The sequence below is a fragment of the Pseudomonas sp. COR18 genome (assembly GCF_048568395.1).
GTDB lineage: Bacteria > Pseudomonadota > Gammaproteobacteria > Pseudomonadales > Pseudomonadaceae > Aquipseudomonas > Aquipseudomonas fuscovaginae_B.
Genome location: NZ_CP183808.1, coordinates 1,718,475 through 1,730,379 on the forward strand (window position 1 = coordinate 1,718,475; position 11,905 = coordinate 1,730,379).

The window sequence follows — 11,905 nt, forward strand, 5'->3', positions numbered from 1 at the left end:
CTAATACCATCCCGACTTCTGCAGACGACTGACGGTGGGGTACGAGCATTGATTGGCTGCGAAATAAAGACCAAAATAAAGACCGATCAAGGAGTCTTTATTATGCAAAGCGTTTTGAGCAAGATGGTTGTCAGCGTCTCCGAGCTCAAGAAGAATCCGTCCGCCGTGTTGACTGGCGCAGGAGGAGAGCCTGTGGCCGTGCTCAACCATAACCGTGTCATGGGTTACATGGTGCCTGCCGAGGTGTTCGAAGCACTGATGGAGCGACTGGATGACCTGGAACTGGCTCAATTGGCCAGAGAGCGCATCGAAGCCAATGAAACGCCGGTAAAGATCTCCTTGGACGATTTGATTGCTGAAGCTCAGGCCGATCTCGAAGATGGGCGCTGAATACCGTGTTGAATGGGATCTCAAGGCCTTAAAGGAGCTGCGTAGCCTGGACGCGGCTCTTCGGTTGCAATTGCTGCACAAACTGGAAGAACGTCGGCATGCACCACGCGTGCAAAGTGATGCACTGCATGGGCTCAAGGACTGCTACAAGATCAAGTTGCGCGCAGCAGGGTACCGACTCGTCTATCGTGTCGAAGATGAACGTATCGTCGTTGTCGTACTGGCGATAGGCAAACGAGAGCGCAGCGCCGTGTATGAGCAGGCCAGGAAACGTACCTGACCGGCGGTCTCAGACACCCCGATACCGCTTCAACTGCTCCCCCACCTTCGCCGCCGGCACTTTCTGCAGCTTGCACAACAGGTCATGGGACAACTCCCGTAGCCCGTGCTTGTCACGCAATTCCCCAACCATATGCGCCAGCAGGTTCGCCGCCATCTCGGCATCGGCCATGGCCCGGTGCGCCTTCCCGGTATTGGGCAACTGTGCATAGGTGGTCAGGGTACCGAGCTTGTGGTTCGGCGCCGCCGGCATCAGGCGGCGCGCCAGCAGCAGTGAGCAGGCAAAGTTCTGCAGGCGGGTGCGCTTGATCCGCGACAGCTCGTAGTCCCAGAACTTCTGGTCGAACGCCGCATTGTGCGCCAGCAGCGGCGTGACGCCGACGAACTGGTTGACCTCGTTCATCACCTGCTCGGCCGATGGCGCCGTGCGCAGCATGGCGTTGCTGATGCCGGTCAGTTGTTCGATGAACGCTGGCACTCGCACACCGGCATTCATCAGGCTCTGGTAACGGTCGACGATGCGCCCTTCTTCCAGGATGACCACGGCGATTTCCGTCGCCCGGCAACTGCTGCTCGGCGAGATCCCGGTGGTTTCAAAGTCGATGACCGCAATACGTTCCAAAAGCCCTGCCCTTTCAATAATCGGTTGTTCAGTTTTTCAGCAGCAACGCACCTTCGATCGGCACGTAGCGGCTCGCTGCGCGAATCAGCGAGTTGGCGGTCAGCCCTGGCACACCATAGGCCACCGCGTCGACCCCGTGCCTGGCGATGATGCGTTCGAGCAGCAGGTCGAAGTCGCCATCGCCGGAAGCCAGCACCACTTCATCGACATTCGGTGCCGCATCCATGATGTCGAGGGTGATGCCCACGTCCCAGTCGCCCTTGGCCGAACCGTCGCTGCGCTGGATGTACGGCTTGAGTTTCACCGTGAAGCCCAGGTTGCGCAGGATCTGCTGGAATTGCTGCTGCTTGCTGTCGCCGCGGTCGATCGCATAGGCATAGGCCTCGACGATTTCCCCACGCCGGCTGATATCGGCCCACAGGGCGGCATAGTTGAAATGGCAACCATAGGCCTGGCGGACGGTGTAATAGAGGTTCTGCACATCGGCGAACACAGCGATTTTCTTCACCGCGAATCCTCATGGCGCAGACGCGCACTGGCGGGCTGACGGACACTCGAAAGCGAGCAGACGCCCAGTATGCCAGCATGGGGCAAGATTCCGCGAACAATCGCCACCTGCGCTTCGTCCGCGAATGGCCGGGAAGACGGCCTTCCGTAGGGGGATAAGGGTAGTCCGGGGCACCCTGGCGCCCCGGATTGCGAGGGATCAGACGTAGGAGTCGTCGTCAGAGAAGGAGCTGTCGTCGCTGTAGTCGCTATCGAGGAAACCGCCCTGGTCGTTATTGCCCCAGGCGTCGTTGTTGGCCATGCGCTGCTCGTCGCCCCAACCGCCACCATTGCCCCAGCCATCGTTGTTGCTCATCGGCGCGGGCTCGATGATTTCCTCGATGATCTGCGGCTGTTGCTGGTTGTGGTGGAACAGGCTGCTGATGCCTTCGGCCAACATCACGCCACCGGCCACGCCCGCGGCGGTTTTCAGCGCGCCACCGAGGAAGCCGCTGCCGATTGGCGCGGCCGGAGCCGCCTGCTGTGGTGCGTAGCTGGGTGGAGGGTTGTAGCTCTGCTGCGGCTGGGCGTTGAAAGCTGGCCGCGCCGGCTCACGCCAACCGCCACCCGAGCTGGCAGGGGCCGGAGCCGGGGCCGCTTCGCGATTGCCACCGCCGAAGAGGCTCGACAGGAACCCGCCGCTGCTCTGCGCCGGTGCCGCGCCCTGGGAGCGGGCCTGCTGCAGTTCAGCCTGGAGTTGCTGGAGTTGAGCCTGCAATTGCTTGTTCTGCTCGTCGAGACTCTTGATCGCGTGCTCCTGCACCAGGATCGATTGAGTCATGTAGTACGGCGCAGCCGGCTGGCGCGTCAGATGCTCCTTGATCCGCGCCTCGGCCTGGGCGTCACGCGGGGCTGAATCCTTTTCGGCTTGTTGCAACCGTGAAAACAGTCCATCGATCAGGGTTTGCTCTTCGCTATTCATGGCGACCTCATCAGATTGCCGGGTAGAAATCGGTCGTCCGGGCCAACGCTGGCAGGGACGTGCATCAGTTATGGGGTTGTTGCAGGAAGTTTCAATGATCCTTACGCAACGTTTACATTTGAGTGTCGGCCAGCCGCATCGGTTAAAGTGGCGCCTTGCTTTGACCTTGATAGCGATCCCATGACTCCGTTCACCGTACTACGCGACTCCCTGTATTTCTTCCGCCGCAACCTGGGCCGGATCGCCAAGTTGTGCCTGCCCCTGGTGGTGCTCGAAACCGTGCTCCAGCACCTGCTGGATAATGCCATCGGCCCCGACGCCCCAGCCACCTACGACCTGCTGGCCGGGCTGGTGGTGTACCCGCTGTACACTGCGGCGCTGATCCTGTTCCTCGATGCCCGCACCCGCGCAGAAGCACCCGCCAACCGCGTGCTGCTGGCCGCAGCCCTGAGCCTGTGGCCGCGCATGGCCCTGCTGGCGGCGACCACCACCGTGGCGACCGTGCTGGGTCTGTCGTTGTATTTCCTGCCCGGCATCTGGCTGACCGTGGTCCTGGCTTTCGCCGAATACCGGCTGGTGCTGAACAGGAGCGAGCCCCTGCGGGCGATGAAGGAGAGCTTCAATCTCAGCCGCGGGCATTTCTGGCTGATCTTCACCTGCATCCTCTGCGTCATGGCGCCGCTGTGGATACTCAAGGGGATCACCGCCAACCTCTACCCGGAGCCGCAGAACCCGCTGCTGACGCTGGTCATCGACAGCGCCCACAGTTTTTTACAACTGTTCACCAGCGTCGTGCTCTTCCGTTTGTATATGCTGATCAGCGAAAAGCCTGGCCGGGACTGACCGGACAGCCCTCAGGGAGCGGGGTTAACCGCTGACAAGGCTGTCGGGTATGCTCCCACATCAACTGCAACGTCATAAGCCGCGCCCATGACCCGTTTATTACGTTACACCGTTCTGAGCCTCGTCCTGATCGCCGCCCTGCTCGGCCTCGCCCTCTACAGCCTGACCTGGCGCCCCGCCGACAAGGAAACCCTGCCCGTCAGTTGCACCGCCCAGGCGCCGGTGCTGGTCGCCGGCCAGGCGCTCAAGGTGATGACCTGGAACGTCCAGTACCTGGCCGGCAAGCGCTACGTGTTCTGGTACGAAACGGCCGACGGCAACGGCAAGGATGAACGCCCGACGCAGGCCGACATGGCCTTCAGCCTCGATGAAGTCTCGCGGGTGATTCGTGATGAGCAGCCGGACCTCGTGCTGTTGCAGGAAGTGGACGACAACGCCAAGGCCAGCGCCTATCAGGATCAGCTCAAACTGCTCCAGGAACGGGTCGCCGACCTCTACCCGTGCAGCACGCAGGCCTTCGACTGGAAAGCCGATTTCGTGCCCAACTGGCATATCCTCGGCAGCGTCGGCCGCAAGCTGGCGATTCTCAGCCGCTACCAGGTCGAACATGCCGAGCGCCTGCAACTGCCCCTCGGCCCGGCCAACCTGATCGCCCGCCAGTTCCAGCCCCGCCCGGCACTGCTGCTCAACTACCTGCCGATGAGCAATGGCGATCAACTGGCGGTGATCAACACCCAGCTGGCGCCCTTTGCCCAGAACGATACCCAGTTGCGCCAGGTGCAGGCGACCACCCATCTGCTGGACAAGCTCGAAAGCCAGGGCACGCCCTGGCTGATCGGCGGCGATTTCAACCTGCTGCCCCTGGGCCAGTATCTGCGCCTGCCGGCGCAGTTGCGCGGCGGCTATTCGGCGGACAGCGAACTGCACGTGCTGTGGGACAAGTACCCGATGATCCCGAGCAACAATGAAGCCAGCGGGATCGACCGCGAGCAGTGGCTGACCTTCTATCCGAACAACCCCGCCATCAGCGGCCCGGACCGCACGCTGGACTACTTCTTCTACAGCGCGAAGATGCGCCGGGTGCAGGCACAGGTGCGCCAGGACGATACGCTGAAGATCTCCGATCACCTGCCGCTGGTGGCGCGGTTTCTATTGCCGGCCGGGCACTAGCGGCCTTCAGTGCCCTCAGTGGGTCGCCGCCGGCTTGGCGTCGATCCGCACCCGCATCAGCCGGTAGGGTTTTTCCCGCTTGTCCTGCCCATCATGGAAACCGGGCGAGCGGTGCAACTGGTTCGCGGTGAAGTAAAGATAGCCGTCCGGCCCGATCGACAGGGTGTCCGGCCACTGCGCCCGCGGGTCCTGGACGATGGTCTGCCAGCGCCCGTCGGGTAGGCGCTGGCGGATAGCGTCGTGTTCGTAGTCGCCGGCATACACCGAACCGTTGGCGTCCGCCTCGAGGCCGTCCGAGGCGCCCTTTTCCCCCAGGTCGACGACCGCCTTCTCCAATTCGGCCTCGCTCACGCTGGCGTCGCGCAGCAACGCGGTCGAAATCGAATAGAGGTGCCGGCTCGACAGCGGGCAGAAGTACAGGGTCTGGCCATCGCTCGACAGGGCAATGCCGTCGGAGGCGACCTTGAGGAAGCTGTTCCCCCCCTGGGCGTCACGGGTGATCAGTGCCGGCTTGCCCTCGATCACCGGGACGAAGGACGGGTCGACCGAAGTCGACTTCGCACCGCTCAGGCGCCGGCTGGCGTTGCCAGTGGCAAGGTCGACCACGATGATCCCGCCGGGACCGCTGACGGAAGAGTCGGTCACATAGGCGACACCGGCCTGGCCGACGCGGAAGTCGAAGCGCACATCGTTGACGTAGGTACTCGGCAGGATGACGCTGGCGGGGAACACCAGCGTCTTCACCACCTTGTTCGAGGCCAGGTCGATCGCCACCAGCTTGGCGCCCCCGGCCCTGGGTCGGGAAAACCCGGGAGCGGCGGTGTCGAGCACCCAGAGCCGGCCACGGCCATCGGCGACCACGCTCTGCACGCTGATGAAGCCGGCGGCGGGGTCCTTGGGATCGGCGGTATTGATCGACCGGTTCGGGTAGGCGACCAGCTTGCCGTCGACGATTTCCGCAACGGTGAATTCGACGTTATCACCCCAGCGCGGGAAGTTGACGAAAATCCTTCCGGTTTCGCTCACCGTCACCCCCGTCGGCATGGCGCCGTCGAACGCGTAGACCTGTTCGAGAGCGGCCTTGCCGGCCGGCGTGGCGGCCTGCTCGGCGAAAGAGAAAGCGCTGGCGGAAATGGCCAGCGCGAGGCTTGCAACCTTGAAGAGGGTTTTCATTTTCGATTTCCTGGACTTCGAACTGACACTGCCGGGAGCCCGCCACCTCATCAGAGGTTGGCACCGACAGAATGGGAGTGGTGTCAGGCTATCCGTGCCGCTCAATCGGAAAAACCGCCCGATCGGGGCAAGACCTTCAATGTTTCATTGAAAATGCTGGGGCACCTGCCGGAACACCGCAGGTGCCCACCCACTCAGGCGACAGGAATCGGGTTGTCGACCAGCGACAGGTTGAACTGGTGGATCAGCTCATGCTCGCCCTGGCCCTGGTTGGCACGCAGCGGCACGACCCGGTCCACCAGCACTTCGGTGGTCGCGGTTTCGAGCTTGACCAGGGTTTCGCGGATGAACTCGTCCAGCGGCATGGCGCGCTCGTCGCCGCTCTTGTGGATCAGGTCGGTGTCCACCCACGGCGGCGCGATTTCCAGCACCTTGACGCTGGTATCACGCAGGGCGAAACGTTGCGACAGCGAGTAGGAGTGGATCGCGGCCTTGGTCGCCGAGTACAGGGCCGTGGCCGCCAGTGGCAGGTAGGCCAGTACCGAACTGTTGTTGATGATGTACGCCTCGGGCTGGCGCTTGAGATGCTCGACGAACGCCGCGCTGATCCGCACCGGGCCGAGCAGGTTGGTTTGCAGGAGGCCTACGGCCTGCTCATCGTCGTAGTCACCGGAGCCAGGATTGTCGAAGGGCATGATGCCGGCGTTGTTGATGACCACGTTCAGCGACGGATGGCGGCGAATGACTTCCCCGGCGACCGCCTTGATCTGCTGCGGATCGTTGATATCCAACTGGATGGTGTCGATCCCCGGGTTGGCCCGGGCGATCTCGTCCAGCAGGGCCTGGCGCCGGCCGGCGATGATGACCTGGTTGCCACGCTGGTGGAACGCTTCGGCCAGGGCCCGGCCGATACCCGAGGTGCCGCCGGTGATGAAGACAGTGTTTGCGCTGAGTTTCATGGGTCGTGTCCTTCTCAATGAACGGGGATCAGTTGGCGCTGTAGCGAGGCGCCAGGCGGTTGCTGGAAAGCTGGCTGAACAGGGCCTGCCGGCTGGCTTCGTAGTGTTCGAACGGTTGCAGGTCATGCAGCGACGGAATGGAAATCAGCACATCCCGGTCGAAGTCCTGCAGGGCGCCGTCGACCAGGTCGGAGGCCGACATCACGATGCCCGGGTCGAGGTTTTCCAGCGGCAGGCCGCCGATCTGCCAGAAGTCGGTCGCGGTCGCCCCGGGCAGGACGGCCTGGACCTTGATGCCCTGTGCCGACAGCTCCTTGTGCAGCGACTGGCTGAAGGCGGTGACATACGCCTTGCTGCCGCCGTACACGCCATTGAGCAGTTCCGGGGCCAGGCTGACGATCGACGAGATATTGATCAGCGCGCCCTGCCGGCGGGCGATGAAGCCCGGTACCGCGGCGTAGGTCAGGCGGGTCAGCGCGGTGACGTTGAGGCCGATCATCTCGGCCATCCGCTCCACGTCGCTTTCCAGCAGGCTGGTGTGGGTGCCGATCCCCGCATTGTTCACCAGCAGGGTGATGCTCGCGTCTTCGCGCAGCTTGCGCTCGACCCGGGCCAGGTCCTGCGAGTCGGCCAGGTCCGCCGGGAAGACTTCGACGTTGCGCTGGGTGTCGGTGGTGATGCGGCTGGCCAGCGTGTTGAGGCGGTCACGGTTGCGGGCCACCAGCACCAGGTCGTAACCGCGACGAGCCAGGCGCTCGGCATAGATGGCACCGATTCCGCTGGAAGCGCCGGTGATGAGGGCGGTGCCTTTGTGTTCCTGAGTCATGTTGCTGCTCCGTCATGTGTGGGGGGACTGGAGCCATGATGCGCAAAACCGGCTATGTCTTAAACGACGTATATGGTAGTTTTTCAGGACATCAGAACAGGAGCATTGCCATGCACCGAGTGGGCTATCTGCTGACCGAAGGTTTTCAGGTCATGTCCCTGGCGACCCAGGCGGTTTTCGAGTTCGCCAACATAGTCGCGGGGGAGCCGGTCTACCGGATCCAGAACTTCTCCCTGGCGGGAGGCCTGGTGCGCTCGTCCCTGGGCATGCAGATCGACACGCTGGCGCTGGGCAAACCCGGCCTCGCCGACAGCTGGATGGTGGCGGGCACCCTCGAGCCGCTGACGCCACCAGACGCGGGCGTGCTCGACAGTGTGCGCGGCTTCACCGAAAACGCCCGGCGCACGGCGGGGGTCTGCACGGGCGCCTTTGTCCTGGCCGCAGCGGGCGTGCTCGACCATCGTCGCGCGACCACGCACTGGGCCTATGCCGCGGACCTGCAGGCGAACTACCCGGACATCGAGGTCGAGGACGACCGGATCTACATCGTCGATGGGCCGGTATGGACCTCCGCCGGCATGACCGCCGGGATGGACATGACCCTGGGGATGGTGGAGAAGGATCTGGGGCCCGAGCTCGCACGGTCGGTGGCACACCGCCTGGTCATGCATCAACGCCGCTCCGGCGGACAGTCGCAGCACTCCGAACTGCTGTCGCTGTCACCCAAGTCGGACCGGATCCAAAGCGCCCTGGACTATGCCCGCCAGCACCTGAGCCGGCCGTTGAGCGTCGAGGAACTGGCCGAGGTGGTGCACCTGAGCCCGCGGCAGTTCACCCGCGTGTTCACCGCCGAGACCGGCCAATCGCCGGCCAGGGCTGTGGAGAGCCTGCGGCTGGAGGCGGCGCGGTTGATGATCGAGCAGAGCCGCCACAGCCTGGATGTGGTGGCCCGGGAAACCGGCTTCCGGGACCGGCGTCACATGCGCGAGGTGTTCATCCGCGGCTTTGGCGTGCCGCCGCAGGCGGTGCGGCGGGACGCCCGGCGGGTTGGCTGAACAGACGCCGATCACGCGCCTGCAGGTGGGCGGTGTCGGGTGGTTATTTGCGCGGCTTGGCCCGCGCCGTCGCCTCGGCCACCAGCGGATCATCCGGCCAGTAGTGCTTGGGGTAACGCCCCTTCAGATCCTTCTTCACGTCGGCATAGGTGCTGCGCCAGAAGTTCGCCAGGTCCTGGGTCACCTGCACCGGCCGTCGCGCCGGAGACAGCAGGTGCAGCTTCACCACCTGCCGGCCGCCGGCCACCCGCGGCGTCTCGGCCAGCCCGAACAGCTCCTGCAGGCGCACCGCCAGGATCGGCGGCTGCTCGCTGTAGTCCAGGCGGATCGACGAGCCCGACGGCACGCTCAGATGGTGCGGGGCCAGTTCGTCCAGGCGCTGTGGCAACGGCCACGGCAGCAGGTTGTGGACGATGCTCGCCAGTTCCAGGTTGGCGAAGTGGCTGAGCCGCGAAACCCGCCCCAGGTAAGGTGCCAGCCAGTGCTCCAGGCTCGCCAGCAGGGCCGGGTCGCTGACGTCCGGCCATTCGCTCTCGCCCTTGTCCGCCAGGTCAAGCTGGCGCAACAGGGCCACCCGCGCCTGCCACTGGCGCAGTTCCGGCGTCCAGGGCAACAGTTCGAGGCCCTTGCGCCGCACCAGGTTGACCAGCGCCTGGCTGCGGGCGCTCTCGTCCAGGCCGGTCAACGGCTCGCGACTGAGCACCAGTTCGCCAACCTTGCGCTGGCGTTCGGCACGCAGCACGCCCTCACGCTCATCCCAGTCCAGTTGATCGACAGTGCTCACCTGCTCGGCCAGCACCGTGTCGAACAGAGCGGGGTCGAACTCGGCCGCCAGGTAGATCCGCTCTTCGCGCTGCCCCTGGCGACTGCCGAGGTCGGCGATCACCAGCCAGGGCTGCTTCATCAGACTGTCGGTTTCGCTGAACATCGCCGCGCGGCCGTTGGCCAGGCGGTATTCCGCACCACCGGCGCGGCGCTGCTGGGCGACCCGGTCCGGGTAGGCCAGCGCCAGCAGCGCACCGAGCCAGCGCGAATGCTCGGGATCGGCCACCGGCTCGGTCGCCTTGCCGCGCAGGTAACCCCGGTATTGCCGCGCCAACTGCCGGGCGCGCTGCACCCCGCCCTGTCCACCGCGGGCCACCCGCTGCTCACCGGCCAGCAAGGCCAGGCGGCTGTGCAGGTCGGCACCACCGCCACGCTGGATATCGCGCTCGCCGAGCAGGGCCGCGACATCGCAGGCCATGTTCGCCAGACCCAGCGCCTGGCCACGCAACAGCAGGTGGGCGATACGCGGATGCGCCGGCAGCTCGGCCATGGCCTGGCCATGGCGGGTCAGCGTCGGTGCCTCGCCCGGCCTAACCGCCAGGGCCCCCAGGCGCTGGAGCAGGTCGCAGGCCTGGGCAAACGCCGCGGCCGGGGGCACATCGAGCCAGACCAGTTGCTCGACCGCCACGCCCCAGCGCGCCAGTTGCAGGGCCAGCCCGGCCAGGTCGGCCTGGAGAATCTCGGCGCTGCCGTAGGCCGCCAGTTGTTCATGCTGGGCCTCGGACCACAGCCGATAGCACACGCCCGGCTCCAGGCGCCCGGCCCGGCCGGCACGCTGGGTCGCACTCGCGCGGGAAATGCGTTGGGTATCCAGGCGGGTCATGCCGCTGCCCGGGTCGAAGCGCGGCACCCGCGCCAGCCCGGCGTCGATCACCACCCGCACGCCGTCAATGGTCAGGCTGGTTTCGGCGATGTTGGTCGCCAGCACCACCTTGCGCTTGCCCGCCGGGGCCGGCTCGATGGCCGCACGCTGGGCCGCCAGGTCCAGCTCGCCATGCAGCGGGCAGAGCAGGATCTCCGGGCGGCTGCCCAGGGCTTCCTCCAACTGCTGATGCACGCGGCGGATCTCAGCCTGCCCCGGCAGGAACACCAGCAGGCTGCCGCTTTCATCGCTGACCGCTTCGAGCACCGTCTGCACCACCCGCGGCTCGATGAACTCGCCGGGCTGGAAAGGCCGCCCCCAACGGGTAGCCACCGGGAACATGCGGCCCTCGCTGCGCACCACCGGCGCGTCCCCCAGCAGGCTGGACAGGCGCTCGCCCTCCAGGGTCGCCGACATCAGCAGGATCTTCAGCGGCTGCTCGTCACGAAACATCTCGCGACCATTGAGGCTCAGGGCCAGGGCCAGGTCGGCGTCCAGGCTGCGCTCGTGGAACTCGTCGAAGATCAGCAGGCCGACGCCCTCCAGGGCCGGGTCATCCTGCAGGCGCCGGGTCAGGATACCTTCCGTGACCACTTCGATCCGCGTGCCAGGGCCCACCTTGCTCTCCAGGCGGATACGATAACCCACGGTTTCGCCGACCTTTTCCCCCAGCTCCGCCGCCAGCCGCTCGGCCGCCGCACGGGCCGCCAGGCGCCGAGGTTCGAGCATCAGGATGGTTTGCCCGGCCAGCCACGGCTCGTGCAGCAGCGCCAATGGCACACGGGTGGTCTTGCCCGCGCCGGGCGGGGCTTCGAGCACGGTTTCGTGGCGTTCGCCCAGGGCCTGGCGCAGGGCAGGCAAAACTTCATCAATCGGCAAGGAAATCATGGTGGCTCCAGAACAGGCCGCCGAGTATAACGGCGAACCGAGCTGCATTAATCACGGTCTTATTCGTTGACCCTTGTATAGTTGGCCTTTCCCCCAGGAGATCCTTGCATGCGTATTTCTTCGCGCGTTATCGGCGGCATCGTGGTTGCCACCCTGCTGACCCAGTTGACCGCCTGTGGCTCGATCTTTTTCCCCGACCGCCGTGGCCAGATCGAAGGCAAGATCGACCCGCTGGTCGCCGGCCTCGATGCCATCGGCATCCTGTTCTATGTCATCCCCGGGCTGATCGCCTTCGGCATCGACTTCGCCACCGGCGCCATCTACCTGCCCAACGGCACCACCGCGCAGATCGCCCCGGAAAAACTCCATGAATCCATTGGCACCGATGGCCGGGTGGACAACCAGAAACTGCAGGCCATCATCCAGACCGAACTGGGCCAGAGCCTGCCGCTGAACGATCCGCGGCTGATCCAGCACAAGGGCAGCCTGCAGCAACTGGCCCTGTACGGCCTGCAACCTTCCGCCTGATACCCGCCCGCACAAGG

The 11,905-nt window shown here is 65.0% G+C and carries 13 protein-coding genes; 6 read left to right on the forward strand and 7 right to left on the reverse strand.

The features are described 5' to 3' along the window. Nucleotides 1-102: 102 nt before the first annotated feature. Both ACM62G_RS07970 and ACM62G_RS07975 read left to right on the forward strand, forming a co-directional pair. Nucleotides 103-390 carry a type II toxin-antitoxin system Phd/YefM family antitoxin gene (locus ACM62G_RS07970; RefSeq protein WP_273824694.1) on the forward strand — a complete coding sequence of 96 codons (288 nt, stop codon included), beginning with the start codon at nucleotides 103-105 and terminating at the stop codon, nucleotides 388-390. Further along, nucleotides 380-670: a type II toxin-antitoxin system RelE family toxin gene (locus ACM62G_RS07975; RefSeq protein ID WP_273824693.1), complete on the forward strand. Its 291-nt coding sequence runs from the start codon at nucleotides 380-382 to the stop codon at nucleotides 668-670. The genes ACM62G_RS07970 and ACM62G_RS07975 overlap by 11 nt, the downstream gene beginning before the upstream one ends. Nucleotides 671-679: 9 nt before the next feature. Here the strand turns inward: ACM62G_RS07975 and ACM62G_RS07980 are convergent, their stop codons facing one another. The 3 genes from ACM62G_RS07980 to ACM62G_RS07990 all read right to left on the reverse strand — a co-directional run bounded on the left by ACM62G_RS07980 (nucleotide 680) and on the right by ACM62G_RS07990 (nucleotide 2,759). Next, nucleotides 680-1,291: a PolC-type DNA polymerase III gene (locus ACM62G_RS07980; RefSeq protein ID WP_054058681.1), complete on the reverse strand. Its 612-nt coding sequence runs from the start codon at nucleotides 1,289-1,291 to the stop codon at nucleotides 680-682. A gap of 28 nt (nucleotides 1,292-1,319) precedes the next feature. After that, the gene (locus tag ACM62G_RS07985; RefSeq protein WP_054058680.1) at nucleotides 1,320-1,799 is read right to left on the reverse strand and encodes an NYN domain-containing protein; all 480 of its coding nucleotides are present in this window, start codon (nucleotides 1,797-1,799) and stop codon (nucleotides 1,320-1,322) included. A 198-nt stretch (nucleotides 1,800-1,997) separates the two neighbouring features. Next, entirely contained in the window at nucleotides 1,998-2,759 is a 762-nt protein-coding gene (locus ACM62G_RS07990; protein WP_273824690.1) for a DUF2076 domain-containing protein, read from the reverse strand. 180 nt (nucleotides 2,760-2,939) lie between these two features. Between ACM62G_RS07990 and ACM62G_RS07995 the strand changes: the two genes are divergently transcribed. Next, nucleotides 2,940-3,602: a YciC family protein gene (locus ACM62G_RS07995; protein ID WP_419736972.1), complete on the forward strand. Its 663-nt coding sequence runs from the start codon at nucleotides 2,940-2,942 to the stop codon at nucleotides 3,600-3,602. A gap of 87 nt (nucleotides 3,603-3,689) precedes the next feature. Next, nucleotides 3,690-4,772, forward strand: coding sequence for an endonuclease/exonuclease/phosphatase family protein (locus tag ACM62G_RS08000; protein ID WP_054058677.1), 1,083 nt, complete (start codon nucleotides 3,690-3,692; stop codon nucleotides 4,770-4,772). Between the two features lie 15 nt (nucleotides 4,773-4,787). Here the strand turns inward: ACM62G_RS08000 and ACM62G_RS08005 are convergent, their stop codons facing one another. The 3 genes from ACM62G_RS08005 to ACM62G_RS08015 all read right to left on the reverse strand — a co-directional run bounded on the left by ACM62G_RS08005 (nucleotide 4,788) and on the right by ACM62G_RS08015 (nucleotide 7,730). Next, entirely contained in the window at nucleotides 4,788-5,945 is a 1,158-nt protein-coding gene (locus ACM62G_RS08005; protein ID WP_054063747.1) for an L-dopachrome tautomerase-related protein, read from the reverse strand. A gap of 194 nt (nucleotides 5,946-6,139) precedes the next feature. Then, complete coding sequence (locus ACM62G_RS08010) at nucleotides 6,140-6,904, reverse strand: SDR family oxidoreductase (RefSeq protein ID WP_054058675.1); 765 nt, start codon at nucleotides 6,902-6,904, stop codon at nucleotides 6,140-6,142. 28 nt (nucleotides 6,905-6,932) lie between these two features. Continuing rightward, entirely contained in the window at nucleotides 6,933-7,730 is a 798-nt protein-coding gene (locus ACM62G_RS08015; protein WP_273824686.1) for an SDR family NAD(P)-dependent oxidoreductase, read from the reverse strand. Nucleotides 7,731-7,840: 110 nt separating this feature from the next. On the opposite strand from ACM62G_RS08015, the gene ACM62G_RS08020 reads away from it, so the two are divergent. Then, nucleotides 7,841-8,785, forward strand: a complete 945-nt coding sequence (locus ACM62G_RS08020; protein WP_419736973.1) for a GlxA family transcriptional regulator — start codon at nucleotides 7,841-7,843, stop codon at nucleotides 8,783-8,785. 43 nt (nucleotides 8,786-8,828) lie between these two features. Here ACM62G_RS08020 and hrpB read toward each other — a convergent pair whose 3' ends face one another. Further along, nucleotides 8,829-11,360, reverse strand: coding sequence for an ATP-dependent helicase HrpB (gene hrpB, locus ACM62G_RS08025; RefSeq protein WP_419736974.1), 2,532 nt, complete (start codon nucleotides 11,358-11,360; stop codon nucleotides 8,829-8,831). 108 nt (nucleotides 11,361-11,468) lie between these two features. Between hrpB and ACM62G_RS08030 the strand changes: the two genes are divergently transcribed. Beyond that, nucleotides 11,469-11,888 carry a polyribonucleotide nucleotidyltransferase gene (locus ACM62G_RS08030; protein WP_419736975.1) on the forward strand — a complete coding sequence of 140 codons (420 nt, stop codon included), beginning with the start codon at nucleotides 11,469-11,471 and terminating at the stop codon, nucleotides 11,886-11,888. The last annotated feature ends 17 nt before the right edge of the window (nucleotides 11,889-11,905 follow it).